Consider the following 25,389-nt stretch of genomic DNA (forward strand, 5'->3'; position numbering starts at 1 on the left):
TCCCCATACCAGGTCCGTCATGTCGGTCCGAACAGCCAGCGCCACCACCGCGACGGCTCGGGTTCCGGTTCGGGTTCCGGCGCAGGTCCCTCGCCCAGGGCTCGTGCAGCCTCGACGATGTCGTCCGTCGTGAGCGTCATGACGTCGTCGCGATCGAGCGCGTCGAGGTCCCGGTCCTCGTCGAGGGACAGCCTCAGTGCCTGGCGGTTGAGCGCCTGCTCGAACAGTGTGCGGGCGAACCGCGCGTTGCCGGAGTCCTCTCCGGCGTGAAGGCCGGCGAGGACGCGGCGCAGCATCTGCTCCGCGCCGGGCTCCAGCGTGTACTCGTGCTGGACCAGCATCTGGGTGAAGATCGTCTGGAGCGCGTCGACGGAGTAGTCCGGGAAGGTGATCTCGCGGGCGAACCGGGAGCGCAAGCCGGGGTTGGAGAGCAGGAACGACTCCATCAGCCGCGGATAGCCGGCCACGATCACGACCAGACGGTGGCGGTGATCCTCCATCCGCTTGAGCAGGACCTCGATCGCCTCGGGGCCGAAGTCCGTCCGGCCGTCCTCCGGGGTCAGGGCGTAGGCCTCATCGATGAACAGGACGCCGTCCAGCGCCCGCCGGATCACCCGGTCCGTCTTGATGGCGGTCGCACCGACGTACTGTCCCACCAGGCCCGACCGGTCGACCTCGACCAGGTGGCCTTTCTGCAGCAGTCCGACCGCGCGGTACATCTCGGCCAGGAGCCGAGCCACCGTGGTCTTACCGGTGCCCGGGTTTCCGAGGAATACCAGGTGCTGTGATGTCGCCACCTCCGGCAGCCCGTGCGCCTTGCGGCGCGCCTGGACCTGCAGTAGTGCAACGAGCGCCCGCACCTGTTCCTTCACGGTTTCCAGCCCGACCAGCGCGTCGAGCTCGGCCTGCACCTCGGAGAGCGGCCGGGCCGGCCCGGGCCGGGTACCGATGAGATCACCCATCAGGTCATCCACCCGCTCCGAACCGGGAAGCTTCAGCTGATCGGCCAGATGCCCGATCGTTTCGCGCAGGTCCTCGAGCGGATTGCGGCTGGCAGCCATGCGGTTCTCCTGTGGCGACTGATGGGCCGCGAGTGGAAGGTCCGCGGTATTTCACTGTAGTACTCCCTTCTCCCGTGAGGTGGGCGCTGTCCCTCCTGTTCCTTCCCGAAAACCTCCACCCGCGGCATGGTGGTGGACCTCGGGCCGTGGTGGAATGGGCACCCGAAGGATCCGCCCGCCCGCACCGGGAACGACGCTCCACCCCGCTTCCGGTGCACAGGCTCCGACGTGGGAGACGCCCATGGCTGACCGCGCAGCACCTACCGGGACAACACCAACAAGGGCACGGTGGGCCGCCGTCATAGCGATCAACTTCTTCGGTCCGATCCTGTACTTCTGGAAAGGGATCCGGCGCTGATGACGGAGCCTGGCGTGGAAGTACAGCCGCAGCCCGACCGGACGCGGGTGCAAGGGGCTGAGTCCTGACCTACCACGGAGGAGAGAACTGATGCGCACTGTGACCTATTCGATGGGGGTCTCCCTGGACGGCTACATCGTCGGTCCGGATGGGGGATTCGACTTTACGACACCGGATGAGGAGGTCTTCCGGTCAGCCATCGACGAGATCCGCACGATCGGTGTCCACCTGCTGGGCCGCCGACTCTACGAGACGATGCTGTACTGGGAGACCGCCGACCAGGAGCCGTCGATCGGTGAGGCGGACCGCGAGTGGACCGCGCTCTGGAAACCACTCCCGAAGGTGGTGTTCTCCCACTCGCTCACTGCAGTCCGCGGAAGCAACACCCGCCTGGCGTCGGGCAGCCTGTTACAGGAGATCGAGCGCCTGCGAGCGGAGCCGGCGGAGGGAGATATCGCGATCGGGGGCGCCGCGCTCGCCGAGGAGGCGGCGGCACTGGGCCTCATCGACGAGTACCGGGTCAGGGTCCACCCCGTGCTGGTCGGTGGCGGGCGCCCGTTCTTCCCGCGCCACCAGCGCCGGACGGACCTCGAACTCGTCGGGAGCCATGTCTTCGGCTCGGGCGTCGTCACCTCCCGCTACCGTGTGCGGCGCTGACCTCAGCGGGCGCCGGTAGCAGCAGCGACGATCTCCTGCATATAGGGCGCGACGACCTGCTGTGAGACCTTGCAGTCGAGCAGCAGCACGCCGTCGTCGTCGGACGCCAGCCAGCCCTCCAGTTCGGCGAGGTCATCGAGGGAACCGATGGTCCTGCCCCTGGCGCCGAGTGCAGTGGCGAGCGCAGCGAAGTCGACCTCCTCGATCATCATGGGCCCGGCATTGATGCCACGCACGGCATACTGGTGGATCTCGGCCCCGTAGGCGGCGTCATTGAAGACCACGATGACCGCGCGGCGCGCTGAGCGGATGACGGTGTCGAGGTCAGCGAGGGCCATCAGGGCCCCGCCGTCTCCGGTGCAGAGGACAATCGTCGAGCCGGGCAGGGCGCGGGCGGCACCGACGGCACTCGGAAACCCGAGGCCGATGGTCTGGTACGCCGTGCCGACCATGATCATGCGGTTCGGTGCCGGAACGTGCAGATAGCCGGGCGCCCAGCCGATGAAGTGGCCGCCGTCCTGCACGATGGTGCGGTCCGCAGGTAGCAGCCGGTCGAGCAGGCGGCACAGGCTCCGCGGGTCCAGGCGGCCGTCGGGGGCGGTCGGCTCCCCGTCGTCGCGCTCGTCGTGGGCGTGCAGCGCCTGCCGGGCGGCGGCGTTCCGCCAGCGGCGGTCCGCAGGCGTTTCCTCCACGGTTTCGAGGAGGACCTGCGCCACCGCCCGGGCGTCCCCGCGGATGAAGTCGGTGACGGCGGAGGAGGTCGGGCCCACTGCGAGGTCGACCTGGATGACGCGTGCGGTGGGGTTGAAGGAGTGGCCGAAGCGCATCGTGAACTGGTTGAGGCGCGCACCGAGGACCAGGACGACGTCGGCCTGTTCGATGAGGTCCGCCGTGCGGGCGGACGCGAAGCCTCCTGCCACGCCGAGGTCCGAAGGGTGCTCCTGGAAGAATCCGGCGGCGAAGGCGGATGTCGCCGTGAGGGCTCCGATACGCTCCGCGAGCCTCGCGGCCGCGTCCTGTGCGCTGCTCAGCCAGGCTCCCCGGCCGGCGAGCACCAGGGGTCGCTGTGCCGAGGACAGGAGGTCGGCGATGCGCCGGATGTCGCCGTCGGCCGGGGTGGGGAGGGGATCCGCAGGCGTTGTGGTGCGTGCTTCCTCCTCCGCGGCCTCGACGCCGGCGAGGTCGTAGGGGATGGCGAGGACCACCGCTTCCCGGTGTTGGAGTGCGTGGTCGAGGGCTGCTGTCGTCACCTCCCCGGGGCGGGTCGCCGACACGGTGAAGGTGGTGACGCCGAGCCCCTTCGCGATTTGGGACTGGTCCACGTCCCACGGACGCAGGCCCGTGGTCGGAGCGTCGCCGACGACCAGGACGAGCGGGATATCGGCCCGCACGGCTTCGGCAAGCGGCGTCAGGGCATTGGTGAACCCGGCCCCGTAGGTGGTCGTGGCGACGGCGAGGTTCCCGCTGGCTCGATAGTAGGCGTCAGCGGCAGCGACGGCGCCCGCCTCGTGGCGCACGGCGGTGTAGTGCAGGGAGTCGGAGGACGCCATCACGGCGTCCAGGAAGTGGGCGTTTCCGTTCCCCATGACACCGAAGACCTCGGTGACGGCGGGTCGGAGGGCGGACACGATGCGGGCTGAGACTGAGGTCATCAGGAATCTTTTCGGGACGAACGTCCTCCGGGCAGCGGCGAGTGACGCACACGGTCACCCGGACGACGTTGGTGGGTGATTTCCGTATGTGCCTCGGGCCGCTTCGCCCTTATTGCCTCTTTTTCAGGCACGGCGCGTTCGGCGCCCGACGATCGCCACTATAGCGGACCGGCGGCCCGGTCAGGCGTGGCACCTGGCAGGCGGCGGAAGGGAGTCCCCTGCCGCCGCCTGCCGGGCTCTCCTAGCGGGTGGTGCCCTCAGCGTCCGCGGAGCTCCTGTCCGCTTCGAGGGGCGCACCCCTGGTCTCCTTCACCAGGCTCGCCCCGATGAACGAGATGGCGCACAGGGCCATGATGTACAGCCCGATGGACCCCGACCATCCGGTGCTGCCGAGCAGGGCCTGGGCGATCAGGGGAGCGAAGGCACCGCCCAGAATGGCGCCCAGGGCATAGCCGATGCCGATGCCGGAGTAGCGGACGTTCGCGGGGAACATCTCCGCGTACATGGCTGACATGGGTCCGTAGGAGAGGCCGAGACCGATGGTGAGGATGAAGATGGCGATGCCGTAGGCCCAGATGTTCCGTGTGTCGATCATCAGGAACATCGGGATCATCCAGACGAAGATGAGCGCGTAACCGATCTGGAAGGTACGGACGCGGCCGATCCTGTCCGAGAGGATGCCTCCGTACAGCGTGAAGATGAGCCAGCCGAACGAGGCCAGAAGGGTTGCCAGGAGGACGGGCGCAGCGGGCATGCCCAGGCTCTTCTGCGCGTACGAGGAGAGGAAGGCGATCACGAGGTAACCGGCGGCATTATTGCCGATGAAGATGACGGCGGAGAGGATCACCTGGCGCTTGTTGGTCCTGAGGAGACTGCGCAGCGGGGTGGCGGTGTCCCGCTTGCGCTCGATCATGCGCTTGAAGACGGGGCTCTCGGCAACGGCGGCGCGGATGAAGTAGCCGATGACGATCAGGACGACGGACAGCAGGAACGGGATGCGCCAACCCCAGGCGAGGAACGCCTCCGGGCTCATGGAGCTGCGCAGCACGAACAGGACGAGCGTTGCCAGGATCATGCCGACCGGCACGCCGATCTGCGGGTAGGCGCCCCAGAAGCCGCGTTTGTCCACCGGTGCGTGCTCGACGGCCATCAGGGCCGCGCCGCCCCACTCCCCGCCGGCGGAGAAGCCTTGGAGGATGCGCAGCAGCATGAGCAGAACCGGAGCCCAGACGCCGATCTGGGCGTAGGTGGGCAGCAGGCCGATGAGGGCGGTGGCGGAACCCATCATGACCAGGGTGAACACCAGCATCGCCTTGCGTCCGATCCGGTCGCCGAGACGCCCGGCGACGACAGCGCCCAGGGGCCGGAAGAAGAAGCTGATGCCGATCGTCGCCCAGGAGACGAGTTGGGCGAGGCCCGGGCTCTCGCCCTCGAGGGGCCCGAAATACAGGCTCGCGAACACGAGGCCTGCAGCCTGGGCGAAGATGAAGAAGTCGTACCACTCGATGGTGGTACCGACCATCGTTCCGGCCAGGACCTTGCGGTCCGCAGCGCTCATACGGGTTCCGTTGCCGGGGTCGGTATGTTCGGACGCGAGTGCCATGAAAAACTCCCTTGTTTTCTGACGACGGCTGGTGCTGCGGGTGGGCATCGGATGTCACTCCGACGCATATGGGGGCGGGCAGAGGCGACGAGCACTCCCGCGAGGGGCCCCCCAGAAGGCGGCCCGACCCGAGTGCTCCACGCCGAGTACGAAATCGTATACGAATGGTAGGCCCGACCCTTCGGCGGGTCAAGGTGCGAGGCGTGTCCCTCCCGACGGGCAGCCCGTTTTGGTCGTAGTGTTCACGAGGTGCGGGGCGTCTCCGTTGGATAATGCGCGGCAGTCCTCAGTACTGTTTGAGGATGGCTTCCCTCAGAAACAGCCGCGCCGCCGCGCTTCCCGCCAAGCTCTCCCGATCCTGGCTCCTGGCCTCCGCTGCTTCAGAGGACAACTTCATCCCTGCCCTCACCTCGGAGGCGGATTCGGTGGTGTTCGACATCGAGGATGCGGTCCCCGCTGCGGGCAAGGCCGAGGCCCGCGAGCGCGTGGTCGAGGCGCTGTCCACCGGCATGACCGCGTGGGTGCGCGTCAACGGCATCGAGACCGAGTACTGGGCGGACGACCTCGCTGCCCTGTCCAAGGCGCCCGGCCTGCGCGGGGTCATGCTCGCCATGACGGAGAAGCCCGAGCAGGTCACCCACACCGCCATGCGCCTGCAGGCGGGGACGCCCGTCCTCGCCCTGGTCGAATCCGCCCTCGGCATCGAGAACGCGACGGCGATCGCCAGCGCTCCCGGCACGTTCCGCCTCGCCTTCGGCGTCGGCGATTTCCGGCGTGACACGGGGGCATCGGACGAGCCGATGGCGCTCGCCTACGCGCGCTCCAAGCTCGTCGTCGCATCACGTGTCGGGCAGCTCCCCGGCCCGATCGACGGTCCGACCGTCGGAGCCCTGGGCGACGAACTGCTCGACGCCTGCAAGGTCACGGCCTCGATGGGCATGACGGGCAAGCTGTGCCTGCGGCCCGAGGCCGCTGACACGATCAACCGCGGGCTGTCGCCGAGTGAGTCCGAGATCAGCTGGGCCGCCGAACTCCTGCGTGAGCATGCCGCGGGCGCCGTCGTCGGCGACGGGTCCTACCTGCCGCGTCTTGCGCGCGCACAGAAGATCTCCTCGCTCGCTGATTCCTACGGCCTCTGGAACGCCTGACCAAAAAATTTCCAGCTCCTTGCATCCAAATCGCCGCTCATCCGGGTAGTACCGGATGTCAGCGAAAAGTCCCAGCCACGGGACCACACCAAGGAGTAGTCATGCAAAGAAGCTTGTTTGCCATTGGAGCCGTAGCAGCCCTGGGAGCGGCGTCCGTCGCTGCCCCGGCAACTGCCGCCGAAGCCCCGGCCGGTGCAACCCTGTCGGTCCTCCATGGAGTGCCCGATCTCACCGTGGACGTCTATGTGAACGGCACCCTCACGCTGGACGATTTCGCCCCGGGCACGCTGGCGGGTCCGCTCGACCTGCCGGCCGGGGACTACCAGCTGGCCATCACGGCGGCCGATGCCGCCGACGCCAGCGCGCCGGTGATCGGCCCGGTGGACGTGAAGCTCGAGGCCGGCGGGAATTACACCGCGACGGCGAACCTCGACGCCGCAGGGCAGCCCACGGCGAACTTCTTCACCAATGACGTCTCGACCATCGAGGCAGGCAAGACGCGGCTGACGGTCCGCCATGTTGCGGCCGCCCCGGCTGTCGACGTCCTGGCCGGGGGTGCGGCGATCGTCCAGAACCTCGCCAATCCCGCCGAAGCCTCCCTGACCACGGATCCAGGTATGGTGTCGGCGGCAGTCGCGGCCACCGGTACCACCGCCCCCGTGATCGGCCCTGCCGACCTGAACCTCCCCGAAGGCACCTCGACGATCGTGTACGCCTGGGGAAGCCTGGAGGCCGGCAACCTCGCGCTCGCCACACAGACGATCGAGGGCCTCCACTCGTCTCCCGGCGCCGTTCCCGGGGGCCAGTCCGGCCTCGCAGCGCAGGACGACGACGGGGCAGCCGTCGGGATGGGTGCAGCCCTCCTGGTTCTGCTCGCCGGTGCCGTAGCCGCGGCACGTCGTCGGACCGTGCGGGCCTGAAACCGCAGCGCCGGGCGGGGAGGCTGTTCGACTCTCCTCCCCGCCCGGCCCTCACAGGGAAGTCCGACACCGTGCATTCCAGACCATCAGCGATCGCAGTGGCAGTCCTTGCCTCCGTCCTCCTCACGGGATGTGCGCGAGGCGACGATCCGTCGTCGGCGGACCCGGTGCCCGTGTTCACCGCGCCCCCCTCTGCGCGGCCGGGCCCCGAGGATGGCGCCGCAGCCACCACGACCGACACCGCCCCGACGACCGACACCGCCCCGACGACCGACACCGCCCCGACGACCGACGCCGCCGCGACGCCGCAGGCGGTCGCACCGGTGCCCATCCAGCAGGCGGACGGCGCGCTCCAGCCTCCCGACCCGGCCCCGGTGACCCTCGACATCGCCGGCACGGACATCTCCGTGAACGTCGTGGACGTCGGGATCGAGGAGAACGGCGCCATGGAGATCCCGGACAGCTTCTATGAAGCGGGGTGGTACCGGTACGGTCCTGCACCCGGAGCGGAGGCCGGGAATGCGGTGATCGCCGCCCACGTCGACAGCCTCACGGAGGTGATGCCGTTCGCCCAGCTGAAGGACGTGCCGATCGGGACCACCGTCACTGTCGGGCTGGAGGACGGCCGGTCGTTGACCTACGCCGTCTCGGACGTGCGGAACGTCCCGAAGGCCACGTTGGACGGATCGGAGATCTTCAAGCGCGGCGGTGACCATGAACTGAAAATCATCACGTGCGGGGGTGAATGGCTGTCGGAGATAGGAGACTATGAGGATAATGTGGTGCTCACAGCCTTACCGCTCTGAGTCTCGTGGGACAGGAGCCAAGGATCGCAGGACGTCGCATCGGTGCGGCACCGGCCCCGGCTTGAGGAGTGACACATGGCAGCTCCTGGCCCTGAGTGGACGAGGCAACTCGACCTGCAGTTCTCCGCGGGGGACGAGCGCGCAATGGCCACCGCTTACGGGTGCTTCTCCCCGCTCGTCTACACCATCGCCCTCCGGTCCCTGCGGGACAGTGGGGCGGCGGCCGACATCACCCAGGACGTCTTCGTCAGGGCGTGGCGATCCCGGGACAGCTTCGATCCGCAGTCGGGTCCTCTGCCGGCGTGGATCGTGGGGATCTGCCGGAACGTCATCCTCGATCATCTGTCGGCCAGGAGCAGGCAGGAGCGCCTGGTGGTACGGGCGGGATTCGCGCCCGAAACCGGCGCGGCACTCGATGCCAGCGTGGACACCATCGCCGATCGCGTGGTCCTCGCATCGGAGCTCGAACGGCTCGGAGAGCCCCAGGGTTCCATCCTCAGGCTGGCCTTCTACGAAGACCTCACCCACCAGCAGATCTCTGCGAGGATGAATCTTCCGCTAGGAACCGTCAAGAGCCACATCCGAAGGAGTCTCGTGCACCTACGCAATCGATTGGAGGAGTGGGATGCAGCATCTTGACCCGGACGCCGTCGGTCTGGCTGCGCTGGGTGAGCCACTCGACCTCCGGTCGCAGGAGCACCTGGGGAAGTGCGGCACCTGTTCCGCCGAGGTGGACGCACTTCGCCGTGTCGTCACCACCGCGAAGGCCGAGGGGCCGCTGACCGTCCTCGAACGTCCGAGCCCGGCAGTTTGGGACGCGATCAAGACCGAACTCGGCCTACCCGCCGAGCTGGGGGTGGACGGCGCAGCATCGGCCTCCGAACCGTCGGGGAACGTACGCCCCCTAAATGCAGCCAGGGACACGGCCGGCGGGAGGAGGCGGCAGTTCTCCGCCCGATGGCTCGCGGTTGCCGCCGGCGTCGGGATCCTCGTGGGCGGCGGAGCGTTGTGGGGGCTGGAATCGCTGCGCGCGGACGAGGACGGCGTCGTGCTGGCCCAGGCCGAGCTGGACCCCCTGCCCGGCTTCTCGGGGTCTGGGGAAGCGACCGTCTCCCGCTCCGACGACGGCACCCTAAGCCTCGACGTCGACCTGACGGGGGCCACTCCGGAGGGGTACAGGCAGGTGTGGCTGATAGCCCCCGACCTGCAGGAGATGTACAGCGTCGGCCTCATGGACGCGGATCACGCCAGCTTCGCCGTGCCCGCGGACATCGACCTGGCGAGGTATCCCATCGTCGACATCTCGGACGAGCCCCTCGACGGCAACCCCGCCCATTCCAGCATCAGCATGGTCAGGGGCACCATTCACGCCGCGAGCAGCTGAGGGACAGGGTCAGTAGGCGAGGGCGCGCTGCTCCGAGCCGCTGATCCTCGAGGTGCCGCCGCAGTTCGTGCAGACCTGCAGGCGTGTCTTCTTGAGGGTGAGGAGCGGGATGAAGAACACCGAGAGCTTCGTCTTGCGCTGGATCACCTGCTGGGGTGCGTGCATCCCGCAGTAACGGCAGGTGGCTGAGCGTGTGAACTGGAGGTGCTCACGCGTGGTGAGGCCGAAGAGGAAGAACATTCATCCACCGTAACGGGTTGGGGGCGCAGTAGAAAGCACCCTTAGTATTCCTGCCACAGCGTCCCGCGTGGTACCTAGGGCCGTCGGAAGCGGTTGACCAGAGGGCAGTCGAAGGGATCGCGTGCGGCGAGGCCGACGCGGTTAAGGTAGGACACCACGGCTCCGTAGGAGGCTGCGACGCCCACCTCGGTGTAGGGCACGCGGAGCCGCTCGCAGTGCTCCCGGACGATGACGGCCGCGCGGCGGAGGTGCGGGCGCGGCATGTCCGGGAAGAGGTGGTGCTCGATCTGGAAGTTCAGCCCGCCGAAGGCATTGTTGACGAAGGACCCGCCGCGGATGTTGCGCGAGGTGAGGACCTGCTTCTGGAAGAAGTCCAGCTTGCTGTCCCGCGGCACCACGGGCATGCCCTTGTGGTTCGGTGCGAAGCTCGCGCCCATGTAGATGCCGAACACAGCCAGCTGGACGCCCAGGAAGGCAAAGGCCAGGCCGATGGGGAGGAACCAGAACAGGATGCCGAGGTAGGCGCCGAACCGTGCCCCGAGCAGCGCCAGTTCCACCCAACGGCCCTTGATGGTGCGGCGGGAGAACAGGGTGCTGATGGAACGGGCGTGCAGATTGATGCCCTCCAGGGTCAGGAGGGGGAAGAAGAGGTAGCCCTGGCGGCGCGTGACCCACGCCTGGAGGCCGCGGGCGTTCGCGGCGTCCTCCTCGAGGAACGAGATGGTGTCCACCTCGATGTCCGGGTCCTTGCCCCTGGTGTTGGGGTCGTTGTGGTGGCGGGTGTGCTTGTCCATCCACCAGGCGTAACTGATGCCGACGACGCCGGCGGCGAGGATGCGTCCGGACCAGTCATTGGCGCCCCGGGTGCTGAAGATCTGGCGGTGCGACGCCTCATGGGCCAGGAAGGCGACCTGCGTGAGGACCACGCCGAGCACGGCCGCGACCAGGAGCTGGAACCACGTGTCGCCCAGGAGTGCGAACCCCGTCCAGGCCGCGCCCATGGCCAGGGCCAGGACCGCGAACACCGAGATGTAGAACCGCCGACGGCGGTTCAGGAGGCCCTCCTTGCGGACCTGCTTGAGCAGGACGGAGTAGGAGGCGACGATGTCGTTCGGCTTGGAGATGCGGACGGTGCGCGGGGCGGCGGTAACGCTCATGGGGGTCCCTGGGGGTCGCGGTAGGCTTCCCAGCCGGGGTGGGGTGCTAACCCGCAGATTCCTCCACTCTACGGGAGCATCCTGGGCGGCCCCTGGTCCCGGGCCGTCCGGTCAATGCGTACCGGCTCCTCCGGGTGCATCGTAGTGACCCGGCCATTCCCCGACGGGGATGCGGGAGATCGTGCGGATCCTGCCCGCGGTTCCCCACTCGTTCCTGCCGAGCCTCGAGAGCGGCTTCAGGGCGTCGATGGCCGGCAGGTCGCCGTCGAGCACGTCTTCGGACACCACGGCGTGCAGCACCTCACCGAAGACGAGCGTGCAGTCGCCCATGTCCTGGATCAGGTGCAGCCGGCACTCGAGGGCCACAGGCGATTCGAGGACGCGCGGCGGGCGCACGGTGGCACTGGGCTCCCGGGTGAGGCCGACGGCGTCGAACTCACTGACGTCGGGCGGGAAATTGGTGCCGGTCGCGTTGACGGCCTCGAACAGGTCCTCGGGCGTGAAACCGACCACGAACTCGCCCGTGGCTTCGATGTTGCGGACGGAATCCTTGCGGCCCACGGAGGTGAACTGGATGATCGGCGGATTGACCGACGCGACCGTGAAGAACGAATGCGGCGCGAGGTTGTCCACCCCGTCCGCGGACGTCGACGAGACCCATGCGATGGGGCGCGGGACGACGACGGAGGTGAGGAATCTGTAGAAGGTCCGGCTTGCTTCCGGGTCCGGCACGACGTCCCTGCGCATGCCTAGGACTTCGCCGTGAGGAGGTCCCGGAGGCTGAGCGGCCGGCGTCCCGTGAGGCGTTCGACGTCGGGTGTCACCCCGGCCATCTCGCCGCGGGCGATGGCCGTGTAGGTGCTGACCCAGGCCTCCACCAGCCAGCGGGGGGCACCGTGGTGGGCGCGGGACGCGAGGGCCTCCTCGTAGGTCTCGTCCTCGAACCGGACGGTGGCGGGCGTGAGCTCGGTGATGAGTGCCGCGGCCTCGGCCAGGGTGAAGGCTTCCGGTCCGGTGAGGTGGTACGCCGTGCCGACATGCGCGTCGGGTGCCCGCAGGACCGCCGCGGCGGAACGGGCGACGTCGGCCTGGGCGACGGCGGACAGCAGTCCGTTCCCGGCCGGTCCGCGGATGACGCCGTCTTCCGCGAGGGCGGGCACCACATCGAGGTACAGGTTGTCACGGAGGAACGTCCACGACATGCCGGATCTGCGGATGTGCTCCTCCGTGTACCAGTGGTCGCGTCCGAGGAGGAACGTCGCGTCGGGAGCGGCGCCCAGGAAGGAGGTGTAGACGATGTGCCGGACACCTGCTTCCTTCGCCGCATCGATGAAGGTGCGGTGGGTGGCGACGCGGTCCGCTTCCTCGGCGGCCGACACCATGAACAGGAGGTCGACGCCGGCGAGCGCCTCGGCGGACGCGTCGAAGTCCGCGTAGGTGGTCTGGCGAACGATCGACTCGGGCAGATGCTGCGCGCGGTCCGGCGACCGGACCGGCAGGATCAACGGCACCCCTTCCGCTGCGAGGATGCGGGCGACCTGGCCACCCACGGTGCCGGTTGAACCTGTGACTGCGATGCGCTGCTCCATGTCCCTTCCAGCCACGGGGAGGCAGAGATTATTTCCGTCCGCCCGGGGAAGGCGACGGCCGGAACGGTGTCATCCGCCGCCGCCGCGGCGTCGACAGGCGGTTCAGCCGGTTTCGTGAGTGGTCATCACCGAGGCGGCCAGGGATGTGTAGCGAGTAGTTTCTTTTCGTTCTTCGAGTAGTCAACAGTCGATTGATGGGTAGTAACGGCTTGTTTTTCCGATGAGCCTGGCGATTTACGAGTAGTTGCCACTCCTGTTTCCTCCTCCCAGGGTTCATAGATTGAGTGTTGTACTTCGCGCGAGGGGACCGCGCCTTCTGCATGCACTTGGAAAGTGTCCGCAGTATTCGCAGCTCCTGAACGTGGCACTGGGTGACGCGAAAGTCCGGAACGACTGGACGGTTCAGAAGTCAGGTCATACCACGCTTCACGGAGTGCCGCGGGGCCATGCCACCGGTTCCGCACAAATACCCGTCGTCGCAATCGACGTCGACCTCAACGGACACGGCGAGGCGGGCGCGACCTACGCGCCTATTCACGCCCGAACTCAACCAACAGAAACAACAGGTAAAAATGAACAAGCGCACAGGGCTACTCGCCCTCGCCGTCACTGCCGGTCTCAGCACGTTTTCTGTTGCCCCGGCGTTCGCAACAGGCCATCTGGCGGAACCTGTCGACCAGGTGTGTGGCGAAGGTACGAGCGGCAAGCAGGACGTTACGGAGTCAGGACTCACCCAGATCTCCATTACTGCCCCGCAGGGTCAGCTCATTGCGAGTTACTGCGTCAAGGCCGGTTCCTCCAACCAGGGCAACGGTCCCGAGACCGTGGTTCTGTCTCCCCCCCAGTCCCAGGTGACGATCAGCCACTCCAGCGGGAAGGACATCTCTCACTACTCCTACGTGTTGGTTCCCGCGCCTGTCGTCGTCGCTCCCATCCCGGAGGGCCCCGAGGTCCCCGAAACCCCGACCCCGGAGACTCCCGCGGTGCCTACCCCGGAGACTCCTGCGGTGCCTACCCCGGAGACTCCTGCGGTGCCTACCCCGGAGACTCCTGCGGTGCCTACCCCGGAGACTCCTGCGGTGCCTACCCCGGAGACTCCTGCGGTGCCTACCCCGGAGACTCCTGCGGTGCCTACCCCGGAGACTCCTGCGGTGCCTACCCCGGAGACTCCTGCGGTGCCTACCCCGGAGACTCCTGCGGTGCCTACCCCGGAGACTCCTGCGGTGCCTACCCCGGAGACTCCTGCGGTGCCTACCCCGGAAGCTCCTGCGGTGCCTACCCCTGAGACTCCTGCGGTGCCTACCCCGGAGACTCCTGCGGTGCCTACCCCGGAGACTCCTGCGGTGCCTACCCCTGAGACTCCTGCGGTGCCTACCCCTGAGACTCCTGCGGTGCCTACCCCGGAGACTCCTGCGGTGCCTACCCCGGAGACTCCTGCGGTGCCTACCCCTGAGACTCCTGCGGTGCCTACCCCTGAGACTCCTGCGGTGCCTACCCCGGAAGCTCCCGCGGTGCCTACCCCGGAGACTCCTGCGGTGCCTACCCCGGAGACTCCTGCGGTGCCTACCCCGGAGACTCCTGCGGTGCCTACCCCGGAGACCCCCGCGGTGCCTACCCCGGAGACTCCCGCGGTGCCTACCCCGGAAGCTCCCGCGGTGCCTACCCCGGAGACCCCCGCGGTGCCTACCCCGGAGACTCCCGCGGTGCCTACCCCGGAGACCCCCGCGGTGCCTACCCCGGAGACTCCCGCGGTGCCTACCCCGGAAACCCCGGAGGGGCCGAGTCCCGAGCTTCCCGCTGAGGAGACCCCTGCTGAGGAAATCCCCGCCGGCGAGGCACCCGTCGAAGAAGTCCCCGCAGAGGAGACCCCTGCCGAAGAGGTCCCCGTTGCGGAGACTCCCGTCGTCGTTGTGCCTGTCGAGGTAGAGGTCCCCGTAATCGTGGAAGTGCCCACTACGCCGGTTGTCGTCGTGGACACCCCCGACAACGTTCTCCCGGTGCTCGACCATGCAGCGGTCGGTGTCTATTACGAGAATTGCGCCGAGGTCCGGGACGCACTGGGCCGCTCCATACTCATGGGTGAAGAGGGCTTCCGTGCCGGTCTCGACCGGGACAGCGACGGTATCGGCTGTGAGCTGGATACCGAAGGAAACCGCACCGAGGGGGGCGCCGGGAACAACACCGGCAACGGTGGAGTCCTCGTGACCAACGATGACAACGGGGCCACTGACAGCACAGGACAGCTTGCCTACACGGGCACCGACGACAGCATGAAAATTGCCGGGAGCATCGGTGCCGGTTTCCTGGCTCTCGGTGCCGGGTTGATCCGTGCGGGCCGTGGCCGTCACCGCGCGGTCAAGGCACAGCAGTAGCGCACAGGTAGGGGCCGGTTCTGACGAACCGGCCCCTCTCGAACTCGATGTGCTCGACTCTCCCCGGGCAGGAGGACCAAGTGATTGCTGCGGGCCGCAGTCTTCACAGGAAACCTCACGCCGCTAGCCATTGAGATTACTGTCAACTTTCAGCAGGCCGAACACTCCGGACACTCCGAATGGTCGGCTGACGGCACCGGCTCCGAAGCGCCTTTTAACCCTTCCTGCCTGGACAGCCCCGCCGCGAACCGGGGGCTAGCTGGCAAGTTCTGAGCCCGAAAATTCTGGGGTAAATCCCCGGCCAGCTGCCGGGCACAACCCCTTTTGCGGGCACTCTCCCGCCAGTTTTGAAAGGCCGGTGATGAACCTTTTGTCAGGTGGGTGAAGGACCTCGGGTCACCCTCCACGCCCGTCATGAATCGGCTTGATAGAAGGATGCCGGATCTCGACGGGCGGCTGGCCGTGTGTGTCTGCTTCGCGGTCTGCAGGCTCTCCTCGGTTCCAGTCGACCAATTGCGCCCTTGGCTCCAGCTACTCTTTCGCATGAGGCGTGTTTCGTGACGGTGGGGGTCCGGTTGTTGCGCGCACGATCAGCTGTACCGGTTCCCGGTGATCCGCAGTGGTCGTTCCCGTAAGGCGGGCATAGATTTCGCGCCCCAGTTGGCGGCGATCCACTCGCAGGGTTGTCATGGGTGGATCGAAGAGGCGGGACGTGTCCAGGTCGTCGTGGCCTACAAGGGACAGGTCCCGCCCCAGGGCCAGGCCAAGCTTCCGTGCAACTACGTAAACGTATTGGGCGGAGAAGTCGGAATTGGTGATGATCGCGGTAGGGGGTTCAGGCTTGGACAACGCCTGCTCGATGTTGTGGGCGATTCCTCCCGCTTCCAGCGGGGTGAAGATGGCACATGGGGCAACCCTGTGGGCTTTGCAGAGTTCCTCGTATGCGAAGTACCGGTCAGCGTCGGACATGATTCCCGGCGGGGCGGAAAGAAAAGCGATCCGTTCGTGGCCGAACTCCCGCAGATGTTCGAAAGCCTGTGTGACCGCGGAGACAGCATCGGGTGACACATGAGCGACACTTGATTCCGATTCGATCGAGGAATTAACCAGGACGAGACGTGAATGAGGGGTTGACTTGGACCAGGGCAGGACAGATTCTGCTGCGCCGACGGGTGCGATCGCGAGATTGGTGATGCGGCGCGATGACAACTTGCGGATATGGCTGATTTCACGGTCCTGGGAGTAGTGCGAGTCCATGGCGATGATTGTGATGTCATCTTGGACAGCTGCCTCCTGCATCCCGGTGAGTACGTCGTTGAAGAAGGGATTGGCGAAGTTGCGGACGATGAATCCGAACATCTGCGCTTTGCCCGTCCGCAACTCCCTAGCCAGGGGATCAGGTTGGTAGCCCAGTTCTCCTGCTATGCGCAGGATTTCAGCGCGGTTCTTTGGGGAGACGCCCGCCTTGTCGTTGAGGGCGAAACTGGCCAGTGTCGGGGATACGCCGGCGGCTGAGGCCACCATTTTCAGGGTCACCCGCGACTTCCCGTTCCGGTCCTTCATGGTTCCACCGTCATACGTTTCATTCTGCCGTAGACCTAATCGTGTTGAGGTATCGCTCCCGTGCCTCAGGCGTTTCCGTATTCCTGCTCGGAGTCTCTGGTGCTCGACCCCCTGACCGCCACGCTCTCCACCCCCGAAAGTTCCATCAGAGGCGGGATCAGGTTGTGCAGGGGGTGCTTGCCGAGGAAACGAACTTCCATCAGGACCAGCGGCTTCTCCTCCCCGATGCGCCGGCTTCGCAACACCGCGGAAGTGAACCCCATAGATGAGGCTACTGCGAGTACTTGGCGAAGAACCCCATGGCCGTCCTCATAGGTGATGCGCAGGGTGCGCTTCCTGTCCGCTGTCGGAATCTTGCGCACAAGCGGGGCCACGAAGAACAGCGTGAACAGATGGATGACGGTGAGGGCGATACCGAGGGACACCATGCCTGCTCCGCACGCCACACCTACAGCGGCTGCCTCCCAGACCGTTGCCGCCGTCGTCAGGCCGCGGACCACGTCCCGTCCCTTGAATATGACGCCGGCACCAAGAAATCCGATGCCACTGACGATTTGCGCAGCTATCCGGGAGGGATCCAAGTTCACCTCGGAACCAAGGACGCCTGCAAACCCATAGGCAGACACCAGAGTGAATGCGCAGGAGCCGAGGCCGACCAGGACATGAGTTCTGTATCCGGCGCTCTTTTGCCAGATCTGCCGTTCGATGCCGATGAGGGAACACAGGATAAAGGTCGAGACGAGAAGTGCTATTTCTACGTCAGTCGTGCCGCTGAACAAACCGATGCGTGGGTCCATGGTCGCGATACCTCGTGCTTCCTACGGCTTCACTGGTTGGTGCCCAGAGACAACTCGGGTAAGCGGATAAGCCCGGCGAGGCCGTTGAGGGTCGACGATGGCAAGGGGACCAGGAGATCGGCGTTCCTGTCTGCGGGCTTGCCCTCGGCTTCCAGGCCTCCCACCGAGCCTGCGTCATTGGCTGCGGCTTCCCGGTGCAGTGACGCAAGGTCATGGAGGTCTGTTCCCCCGGTGGGAGTGACGGGGACGGCGGAATCGATCATGGTGGTGCGGATCCGCACTCCCGCGTTCTTCACAACCGTGAAGTGAACGGTGCGGAGCTGCACTGGCCATTCGGCCACCGAGCTGGTGGACACCTCCCAAAATCCTCCTCCACCCGTGCGCGGGCGCGGTGTTATGCGGTTCACGTGCGTGTGTCCGGAGAGCCAAAGCACCACGTTGGGGAAGCGGTGGAGCAGGCGTTCCACATCGGGCGCCAGATACAGGTGCTCACCGTCCGGGTGAGGGGTGTCGTTGGTCATCGTGGACAGCCCGTGGTGGGAGCAGATCATCACGAGACGGTCCTCGTTGCCGGTACTGACCTCTGTGCCGTCGCCGGCAAGATATGTCGAATGCACTTCCTGAAGGCGGTCCTCCAGCCAGCGGTACTGCTTTTCGTTGACACAGCCGTCGACATTGCCCGCAGGGTTGGTGGTGTCGAGGCTGATGACCCGAAGCCCGGGGACGCCGTCGTAGGCGTAGTAGGCCGTTCCGGTGCTGATGTTCTCGGCCGTGAAGCCATGGCCTTCGGGTACTCCAGTGGTTTCGAAGTGGCGTTCGATGTATTCCTTCTTGCTGACCATCCGTCGTTCAGGGCTGGCTTCGATGGACATGCTGGGCCCCTGGGATACCCACAGCGGGTCCTCGCAGTAATCGTTCAACGCATCCGCGCCGTTGTAAGGCCTCGCCGGGAGTGCCACTGGTTTGCGGTTGGCAGTCAGGAAATCGTCATACCCAGCCTGTGCTCGGGCCCGTCCCTGCACCAGGCAGTCGTGGTTGCCGAAGCAGGTCAGCCAGGGAGCTCCCAGGCCGGCGCCGGTGAACTTCTTGGCGGCGGCCGCGACGGCGCCGGGGTAGTCGGGATAGCCGTACTCCTGCTTCCAGGTGTCCGCCGAGGCGGGTTCAGGGTTCCAGTACGCGGGGTCACCCGAGCACGTGACAGTTTCCGCCAGTCCGCCGTTGTCGTGTCCGGGGTCGATGTCGCCGCCGTTCATCAGGGTCAGGTACGTAGCGAGTTCGTTCTCCTGGGCCGAGTCCGTGTTGTCGCCGGTGGTGACGACGAAGTCGACGCGCCCTTCTTCACTTTCCCGCCGGACCGTTCGCACAACGGCTTCTACTGCCTGCGTCAACATGAATTCCTGCGGCCTGTATGCCGGAAGCATCCTGCGCCAGGCGGGTTGTCCTGTGAGGCGCTGCAAGAACTCGACCCGGCTCGGTGAGGCGAGGTCTGCTAACTGGAAGTCAGTGATGTGGATAAGTCGGGCCAGCGTCTCGCCGTGCCCGGACCACTTTCCGTCGGCGTCCTTGTCTGTCAATTCGTGGCGTCCGACGTGGGGTTCGCCGGGGCCAGGCTCGAGCCTGCGGTAGCCGCGCTCCTGGGGCGGTGACTTCACGATGGTCGCTTCGGTCGTGTCATTGGCCGGCAGACCACCGCGCTGATCATCATGGGGGTTAGACAAGGGAGGACTCGCTTTCGATGTTGATTTCTTCAAGGCTCTTGTTCTTGGTTTCCGGCGCCAGTGTCAGGCAGATCACCAGGCCGCAGAGGCCCACCGCAGCGAAGAACCAGAGCGCGGCGTTGTTGCCCCAGGCGGCGACGAAGTTCGGGAAAACCAGGACGCCCAGGATGGAACCGATACGGCTGACCGACGTGGCCAGGCCGGCTCCGGTGGCCCGGACGGATGTGGGAAAGAGCTCCGTGGGATACACGAAGTTCAGAATGCCGCCACCGGAGTTCGCGAAGAGGACTGCGATGCTGAACAGGCTCACCAGGAAAACGAGCGTCGGCTGCTGGGCGAGGGCCAGGACCACCAGCGCGGCTGTCAGGCCGGAGAACGACATAATGATCAAGGGCCGGCGACCCCACCGGTCCACGAGATTCATGCCGATGATCGCACCCGTCAGGCCCAGCAGCGCAACACATCCGGAGCCGACGATGATGATCGTCCGGTTGCCGTTGGCCAGTGGCGCCAGGATGGTGGGCGTGTACATCGAAATGCCGTAGTAGGCAGTGGCATAGCAGAACCAGAAGCCGCACACGAAGAAAGTTCGCTTCCGCAGGGACGTGGAGAACAGTACCTTGGCCCGGACTTTTGGCGCAGGGACGACGCGGAGGTCCTCGTCGTCGGGCTCTTCGCCGGTGATCGCCCTGAGCACTGCCCGTGCGTCATCGGTCCTGCCCTTCGACATCAACCAGCGCGGTGATTCGGGCAGCTTGGAGCGGAGGACGAACACAACGAGGGCGAAGGCGGCACCCGTCAGAAGGAGTGCGCGCCATGCCCAGTCGCCCAGAGGCGCGACGGCCAGGCCGATGACGTATGCGGCGACGGCACCGACGAACCACATCGCCCCGAGGGACGTGCTGTGCATTCCCCGGCGCTTGGTGGAGGCGAACTCCGACACGAGCGTTGCGGAGATGGGGTAGTCGGCGCCGATGCCGACTCCGAGGAGGAACCGCAGGACGATCAGTTGCCAGACGTCCTGGCTGAAGGCGGTGAGGGCTGCAAAGACGACGAAGGCGAGCAGGTCGATCACGTACATCGCCTTGCGCCCGAACCTGTCGGTGAGATTGCCGAGCCAGCTCGCTCCGACGAAGGAACCGATGATGGCGGATGACACTACCAGGCTCTTCTCCAGCGCACTGATGTCCCAGTGCTGGGCGATCAGTGGAAGCGCCACGGCAATGACGGTCAGGTCGAAGCCGTCAAGGAACGTGCCGCCCGCGGACAGCAGGGTGACTTTACGCTGGAACTTCTTCACGCGGGGGCTGTCGGATGTAGCAAGCGACATTTCCAGTACCTCTCTGTAGGTGGAAATCTGTGAAAGTGATGCCTACATCGATTTAGGTCGACCGTTAGAGGTTAGGATTAAATCGATTTAGACGTCAAGGGTGCCATGACATCGAAAGAGGTTGCGGGAGATGCGGCGGATGGGCTACGAACAAGAAGCCAGGGACCGGGGATGGCGCAACTGCTACATGGTCATGCGCCACGGAGAGAGCTTCGCCAACCTTCGCGGCATCATCGCCAGCAGCATCGAAGCCGATACCCAGCACGAGGCAGGACTAACCGAAAGAGGCAAGAGACAGGTTCAGGCAGCTGCAGAGACCTCCGGCCTGGGAGCCGACGTCCTGCTGATCTGTTCGGATTTCATTCGGGCTCGCCAGAGCGCGGACATCCTGGCAGGAGTCCTCGGGTGTGGGACCACAACGATTGATCCACGCTTGCGTGAGCGACACTTCGGGAAATTCGACGGCACCGGAGTCGAAAACTACGCGCGGGTCTGGGCCGCCGACTCCAGGGGCGAGCTCACTGCAAGCGTAGAGAGCGTGGAAAGCGTACGCAGCAGGGTTCTGAGCCTCCTAGCCGAGATCGAGGCCCTTCACTCGGGCCGGGCAGTAATACTGGTTGCGCACGGTGACACACTCCAGATTCTGGAAACGGTCTTTGCCGGCATCCCACCCAGAGAGCACCGTAGCCTGCAGCCATTGCTCAACGCCGAACTTCGCCAACTTAACTCATGTCGATCGTTCCGGCACCAATCGAACAGCGAAGGGAGGCTCCGGCCCCAGGACGACCCCGATGAACAGATTCGGCAGGAGCATTGAATCACCACGAGGTACAGAAACGCCGAGCAGCTACCGGATATCCTTCACAGGGGTTGGCGCAACGGCTTCCAATCATCCCTCTTATGCCACCAGAGCGGATCGCCGATAACTACTCTTTTGTCAGGTAGCGGTCAGGTCGAGCCCGGCGAAATGGCTGATGAAGGGTGTGATAACGGCGCCAAGCGCCGCATATCTCGTTGCTGTGCCTTCCATTTGAAGACGTATGAGTCGAGGTTGACGGTAGGTGGGCGTGGGGCTCCGCTGGATCAGCTCACGGCCGAGGTTGCGTGCACCAGGCTGACGAGTTTGGCTCTACGACCCGAGCGAGTAGTGAGAGAGCACATGACCTCGCTGCCGTCTTCGAGTTGGTTGACGAGGTTTGAGACGGTAGCCGGGGACAAGCCTGTTTCGTGGGCGATTTCGATCTGCGTCATCGGCCCCTTGCTGCGGAGGACTTGACGGATGAGTTCGCAGTTTCGAGCGCGGAGAGCTGTTTGTGACCCCTGTCCCGGTTGGCGTTGCCTGCTCAAGGCTATGTCGACGTTGCTCACGCTGGAGTTCACTCCTTCAGGACAGGCGCGTTCGATGTGACGTGCTGACCGTTGCTGGCCCAGCGGATGGGCGGGCCAACCACGGATTCAGATGGAGAGCCCGAAGTGAACCGGGTACATCGGATCTTCGGTGTCGGAGGGCACGTCTTCCCGGGACGCACGCACGGCGTCCATCGATCGGGGAATCTCGACCGGGAGCTTTCCTACCGGCGTGACATCACCGGTGAGAGCCGCGAGCACCGCCCGGTCTGAACTGCCGTAGTCCACCGCGAGGGCGGATACGAAGGGCACCAGGGGTGTGACGATCGCGGGCCGGTCGAAGTTGATGATGACGATGAGCGGACAGTGGTCAGAGATACGGCGGAGGCGATGAACGAGGCCGGGAGGGAACTCCAAAGATCCCTGATGGAACCATGCTTCCAGGAACAGGTCAGCTCGGGGCTCGAAGGGCGCTTCCAACCGGATGATCGCGAGGTCAGCGGTCTCCGGTGAATCAGCAGGGTGAGCCCAGTCCGAGTAAGCCTCCGTCTTAATGTTTTCGCTGTAGATGGCGGGGGCGTTCGAGAAATGGGTGAGCGGCAGGATGGGCGCACCCTGGTGTTCCTTGTTCTCGAGGACGGTGATGGATGTTGCCTGTGCCGCAAATCCCTGCGCCTGGAAGTCCTCGCGCCCGACGAGGGCTTCTGCTGCGTCTTCGTCCACATACGGGTCGTCGAAAAGACCAAGACGGAACTTGACGAGCAGCAGACGCCGGACGGAAGCGTCGATGCGCGCCTCGTCAACGCGACCTTCAGCCAGCAGGTCCAGAAGGAGGTCGACGCATTCCTCGCCGCCGAACTGATCCGCGCCCGCTTCGAGGATGCGCTCGATACGCTCTTTCGGTGTCAGGTCCTCAACGCCCCAGGCCCGCGCGGGCAGCACCTGATCCCCGACGTGGTTATCGTTGACGAGTTCCCAGTCCGTGACGACGACGCCGTCGAAGCCGAGCTCGCCGCGGAGAAGGTCCGTGATGATCTGCTTGTTGAACCCGAAGCCGACTTCCTCGATGGTTTCACCGTTGCGGACCAGGTTCTGGGGCATCCCGTAGTAGGGCATCATCCCCGCCGTGCCGTGCTCGATGGCGGTAATGAATGGTTTGAGGTGGTAGTCGAACATCCCACCGGGGTAGACCTGCTCGCGTCCGTAGGGGAAGTGTGCGTCTTCTCCGTCTTTCTGAGGCCCGCCGCCGGGGAAGTGCTTGGTGATGCACGCGACGCTGTCGGGTCCAAGGACATCGCCCTGGAACCCCTGGATGTAGGCGGCGGTGAACTCCGCGACCCTGTTCGCGTCGTGTCCGAGGCTTTGGGCTTGGCGCCCCCATCGAGGTTCCGTGGCGAGGTCGATCTGGGGGTGAAGCGCTGACCGAATGCCGACTGCACGGTACTCCTGGCGGGCCACCTCAGCGAAGGACCGTATTGCCTCCACATCATTCAGGGCGGCGAGTCCGAGGGCTTCGGGCCACTGCGAGAAGGGGCCGGCGGGAAAGGCCACCCCGGCGTTCTCGGTGAAGGCGTGCCGGGGGTCAGTGCTGATGGTGACAGGAACCCCATGCGGGGTTGTTTCCGCGAGTGCCTGCAGCGCATTGTTCCACCGTGCTACCTGGCGGGCGGTGCGGATCTGGTGCACGTTGAAGTGCGTCATGCATTTGCCGACGATGACTTCGGTTGTCGGGGATTTCGAGATGAACCCGGGCTGTTCGAGGAGATCTCCATCGGGCCCGACCTCGATGACAGTCTGGAACATCAGACCGACTTTTTCCTTCAGCGTGAGCCGGGTAAGGAGGTCCTCGGTGCGATCCTCAGGAGAAAGACGCGGATCCTCGTACGGTTCCATCGTGCCGTTGTGGTTGAGATCGCGGAACTCGGTTCCGTCGGGTGAGGTCAGTGTGCGGAGCGACATAGTGTCTCCTTCAGCTTGGTTCATGGAGGCGGGGTTGGCCGCCGTCGTGGTGCATCAGTTGAGGGGCGGTAACCGGGACGCACAACCCATCGGGCCCCGAGGCGTACCTGGTGGTCCGTCCCATTGAGGGACTGGTTGTGGGTTACTGAGGGCGCGTGGTGTCGGTGCGGTACTCGAAGGATGTGAGGTGCACAGCGGAGCGATCAGCGCGAATTCCGATGACGCGTCCGGTAAACCCGCCCGCGACTTCCGAGGAAAGGTACCTGCCGTCCAGCCGTGCCAGTTCGAGGGGTGCACCGTGATCGATGTAGCCGAGTGCTACGAGGTCGGGTCCGCTCGGGGCGCCCGGGTGGGCGCGTGGTGCTTCGTGGGTTTGGATGTAGAGGCTCGTGACCCCAGACGTGCTGGCGGAGGCCACTTCCGCGGCGAGTGGTCCGATAGTGGCGGTGACCCTTATGGTGCCGCTGTCGGCCGAGACCGTGTACCGGTGGTCGTCGTCGATGGCGAGGACGAGACTGGCGGCACCGTCATGGCCGAGGTCGAAGGAGGCGGTCGCGGTCCATTGTTCATCGCGGGGCCGGACCGCAAGCATCGCGCGGGGATCAGAGGCCGGCTCGAGGACGAGGCCTCCGGTCTCTCCCGGACGGGTGAAGTCGGACGCTGGTTCACGCGGCGACACCCAGCGGGGCGCCAGGGCGGGATGGTCGAAGGTGTCGGTGAAGGAGTGGTCGATCAGGGGAACGTTGTAGTGCTCCTCCAGGACGACGGGCCAGTCATCGACCCAGGTGATGCCGGCGAGGAAGCTTTCACGACCGTTGACATGGAAGCCGGACCCTCGGGGTCGGGTTCCGAGGTATGCCATCGCCCATCCGCCGTCGGCGAGTTCGACGAAGTCCGCGTGCCCGGTGCTTTGGACCGGGTGGTCGAGGCCGCTGTGGGTGAGGATCGGGTTTTGGGGGCACCCCTCGAAAGGCCCTTGCACAGTGCGGGACCGGGAGATGCTTACGGCATGGCCGTGTTCGGTGCCACCTTCGGCGATGACCATGTACCACCAGTCACCGCGACGGAAGATATGGGGAGCTTCCGGGCTTGCCAGGCCTGTCCCGGACCAGAGTTGTTGCGTGGGCCCGGTGAACGCGCCGGTGTCGAGGTCGACCGGTGCCTGAACGATGCCGAAGCAGGTCGGGTCGAAGGACGTCCACGTGACGAAGCATTGTCCCTGCTCGTCCCACACCAGATCAGGGTCGATACCGATGGTGCCGCCGATATGGGTAGGAGCGGACCAGGGGCCCTCGGGGGAACTGGCCGTTACGACGATGTGGCCGCGCATCATCTCAGCCTGGTTCGTCGTGATCAGGTAGAACGTACCGTCATGGTGGCGGAGTGTCGGCGCACAGATCCCGGCAGACGCTGGACTTGTGCGCACGTTGAGTTGTTCCTCGCGGGTGAGCGCGTTGCCGACCTGCTGCCAGGTGAGCAGATCGGTGCTGTGAAAGAGGGGAACCCCCGGAAAATACTCGAAGGATGAGGCCGCGAGGTAGTAATCGGGTCCGACCCGGCAGATGGACGGATCGGGGAAAAAACCCGCCACGATCGGGGTGAAGGGGGACGCAGGAGTGTTCGCGGTGGGCGCGGACTCCTGTTGGGGCTCAGTGTCGTGCTCCGACGGGTCGTGTAGGGCGCTTTGCAGGGTGGCCTCACCGTGCTTCATGGTTCTCCTCAAATTCG

The 25,389-nt window shown here is 65.7% G+C and carries 22 protein-coding genes; 8 read left to right on the forward strand and 14 right to left on the reverse strand.

Annotated elements, in window-relative coordinates:
• Window positions 1-17 precede the first annotated feature (17 nt).
• A complete protein-coding gene (locus P5G52_RS04500; RefSeq protein ID WP_301225066.1) occupies window positions 18-1,061 on the reverse strand; it encodes an AAA family ATPase in 1,044 nt (347 codons plus the stop codon).
• Between the two features lie 448 nt (window positions 1,062-1,509).
• Between P5G52_RS04500 and P5G52_RS04505 the strand changes: the two genes are divergently transcribed.
• Window positions 1,510-2,076 (forward strand): dihydrofolate reductase family protein, encoded by a 567-nt coding sequence (locus P5G52_RS04505; protein ID WP_301225068.1) that lies wholly within the window; start codon window positions 1,510-1,512, stop codon window positions 2,074-2,076.
• Between the two features lie 2 nt (window positions 2,077-2,078).
• Here P5G52_RS04505 and P5G52_RS04510 read toward each other — a convergent pair whose 3' ends face one another.
• Both P5G52_RS04510 and P5G52_RS04515 read right to left on the reverse strand, forming a co-directional pair.
• On the reverse strand, window positions 2,079-3,728 hold the full coding sequence (locus P5G52_RS04510; protein ID WP_301225070.1) for a thiamine pyrophosphate-binding protein: 1,650 nt from the start codon (window positions 3,726-3,728) through the stop codon (window positions 2,079-2,081).
• A 241-nt stretch (window positions 3,729-3,969) separates the two neighbouring features.
• Window positions 3,970-5,331 carry an MFS transporter gene (locus tag P5G52_RS04515; RefSeq protein ID WP_301225072.1) on the reverse strand — a complete coding sequence of 454 codons (1,362 nt, stop codon included), beginning with the start codon at window positions 5,329-5,331 and terminating at the stop codon, window positions 3,970-3,972.
• 302 nt (window positions 5,332-5,633) lie between these two features.
• Between P5G52_RS04515 and P5G52_RS04520 the strand changes: the two genes are divergently transcribed.
• The 5 genes from P5G52_RS04520 to P5G52_RS04540 all read left to right on the forward strand — a co-directional run bounded on the left by P5G52_RS04520 (window position 5,634) and on the right by P5G52_RS04540 (window position 9,589).
• On the forward strand, window positions 5,634-6,479 hold the full coding sequence (locus tag P5G52_RS04520) for an HpcH/HpaI aldolase/citrate lyase family protein (RefSeq protein ID WP_301225073.1): 846 nt from the start codon (window positions 5,634-5,636) through the stop codon (window positions 6,477-6,479).
• A gap of 101 nt (window positions 6,480-6,580) precedes the next feature.
• On the forward strand, window positions 6,581-7,399 hold the full coding sequence (locus tag P5G52_RS04525) for a DUF4397 domain-containing protein (protein WP_301225074.1): 819 nt from the start codon (window positions 6,581-6,583) through the stop codon (window positions 7,397-7,399).
• Window positions 7,400-7,470: 71 nt separating this feature from the next.
• Window positions 7,471-8,205 carry a class F sortase gene (locus tag P5G52_RS04530; RefSeq protein ID WP_301225075.1) on the forward strand — a complete coding sequence of 245 codons (735 nt, stop codon included), beginning with the start codon at window positions 7,471-7,473 and terminating at the stop codon, window positions 8,203-8,205.
• Window positions 8,206-8,280: 75 nt separating this feature from the next.
• Entirely contained in the window at window positions 8,281-8,844 is a 564-nt protein-coding gene (locus P5G52_RS04535; protein ID WP_301225076.1) for an RNA polymerase sigma factor, read from the forward strand.
• Window positions 8,831-9,589, forward strand: coding sequence for an anti-sigma factor (locus tag P5G52_RS04540; RefSeq protein WP_301225077.1), 759 nt, complete (start codon window positions 8,831-8,833; stop codon window positions 9,587-9,589). The genes P5G52_RS04535 and P5G52_RS04540 overlap by 14 nt, the downstream gene beginning before the upstream one ends.
• 9 nt (window positions 9,590-9,598) lie before the next feature.
• On the opposite strand, the gene P5G52_RS04545 is transcribed toward P5G52_RS04540, so the two are convergent.
• The 4 genes from P5G52_RS04545 to P5G52_RS04560 form a co-directional block, all read right to left on the reverse strand.
• Window positions 9,599-9,829 (reverse strand): zinc-ribbon domain-containing protein, encoded by a 231-nt coding sequence (locus tag P5G52_RS04545; RefSeq protein WP_301225078.1) that lies wholly within the window; start codon window positions 9,827-9,829, stop codon window positions 9,599-9,601.
• A 74-nt stretch (window positions 9,830-9,903) separates the two neighbouring features.
• Window positions 9,904-10,986 (reverse strand): fatty acid desaturase family protein, encoded by a 1,083-nt coding sequence (locus tag P5G52_RS04550; protein ID WP_301225079.1) that lies wholly within the window; start codon window positions 10,984-10,986, stop codon window positions 9,904-9,906.
• 111 nt (window positions 10,987-11,097) lie between these two features.
• Window positions 11,098-11,733 carry a flavin reductase family protein gene (locus P5G52_RS04555; RefSeq protein ID WP_301225080.1) on the reverse strand — a complete coding sequence of 212 codons (636 nt, stop codon included), beginning with the start codon at window positions 11,731-11,733 and terminating at the stop codon, window positions 11,098-11,100.
• 2 nt (window positions 11,734-11,735) lie between these two features.
• The gene (locus P5G52_RS04560) at window positions 11,736-12,575 is read right to left on the reverse strand and encodes an SDR family oxidoreductase (protein ID WP_301225081.1); all 840 of its coding nucleotides are present in this window, start codon (window positions 12,573-12,575) and stop codon (window positions 11,736-11,738) included.
• 1,751 nt (window positions 12,576-14,326) lie between these two features.
• On the opposite strand from P5G52_RS04560, the gene P5G52_RS04565 reads away from it, so the two are divergent.
• A complete protein-coding gene (locus P5G52_RS04565) occupies window positions 14,327-14,947 on the forward strand; it encodes an excalibur calcium-binding domain-containing protein (RefSeq protein WP_301225082.1) in 621 nt (206 codons plus the stop codon).
• Between the two features lie 531 nt (window positions 14,948-15,478).
• On the opposite strand, the gene P5G52_RS04570 is transcribed toward P5G52_RS04565, so the two are convergent.
• From P5G52_RS04570 to P5G52_RS04585, 4 genes are all read right to left on the reverse strand, one after another.
• Window positions 15,479-16,510: a LacI family DNA-binding transcriptional regulator gene (locus P5G52_RS04570; protein ID WP_301225083.1), complete on the reverse strand. Its 1,032-nt coding sequence runs from the start codon at window positions 16,508-16,510 to the stop codon at window positions 15,479-15,481.
• 65 nt (window positions 16,511-16,575) lie between these two features.
• On the reverse strand, window positions 16,576-17,307 hold the full coding sequence (locus tag P5G52_RS04575; RefSeq protein ID WP_301225085.1) for an MgtC/SapB family protein: 732 nt from the start codon (window positions 17,305-17,307) through the stop codon (window positions 16,576-16,578).
• A gap of 29 nt (window positions 17,308-17,336) precedes the next feature.
• A complete protein-coding gene (locus P5G52_RS04580) occupies window positions 17,337-18,959 on the reverse strand; it encodes a TIGR03767 family metallophosphoesterase (protein WP_301228646.1) in 1,623 nt (540 codons plus the stop codon).
• A gap of 58 nt (window positions 18,960-19,017) precedes the next feature.
• Complete coding sequence (locus P5G52_RS04585; RefSeq protein ID WP_301225087.1) at window positions 19,018-20,355, reverse strand: MFS transporter; 1,338 nt, start codon at window positions 20,353-20,355, stop codon at window positions 19,018-19,020.
• 139 nt (window positions 20,356-20,494) lie between these two features.
• Here P5G52_RS04585 and P5G52_RS04590 point away from each other — a divergent pair, with 139 nt between their 5' ends.
• Window positions 20,495-21,172, forward strand: a complete 678-nt coding sequence (locus tag P5G52_RS04590; RefSeq protein ID WP_301225089.1) for a histidine phosphatase family protein — start codon at window positions 20,495-20,497, stop codon at window positions 21,170-21,172.
• A gap of 266 nt (window positions 21,173-21,438) precedes the next feature.
• On the opposite strand, the gene P5G52_RS18275 is transcribed toward P5G52_RS04590, so the two are convergent.
• The 3 genes from P5G52_RS18275 to P5G52_RS04600 all read right to left on the reverse strand — a co-directional run bounded on the left by P5G52_RS18275 (window position 21,439) and on the right by P5G52_RS04600 (window position 25,372).
• On the reverse strand, window positions 21,439-21,735 hold the full coding sequence (locus P5G52_RS18275) for a DUF7343 domain-containing protein (protein ID WP_363321863.1): 297 nt from the start codon (window positions 21,733-21,735) through the stop codon (window positions 21,439-21,441).
• A 75-nt stretch (window positions 21,736-21,810) separates the two neighbouring features.
• Window positions 21,811-23,661 carry a glycoside hydrolase family 3 protein gene (locus tag P5G52_RS04595; protein ID WP_301225091.1) on the reverse strand — a complete coding sequence of 617 codons (1,851 nt, stop codon included), beginning with the start codon at window positions 23,659-23,661 and terminating at the stop codon, window positions 21,811-21,813.
• A gap of 142 nt (window positions 23,662-23,803) precedes the next feature.
• Window positions 23,804-25,372: a glycoside hydrolase family 43 protein gene (locus P5G52_RS04600; RefSeq protein WP_301225093.1), complete on the reverse strand. Its 1,569-nt coding sequence runs from the start codon at window positions 25,370-25,372 to the stop codon at window positions 23,804-23,806.
• Window positions 25,373-25,389 lie beyond the last annotated feature (17 nt).

This window comes from Arthrobacter burdickii, from assembly GCF_030433645.1.
Taxonomy (GTDB): domain Bacteria; phylum Actinomycetota; class Actinomycetes; order Actinomycetales; family Micrococcaceae; genus Arthrobacter_D; species Arthrobacter_D burdickii.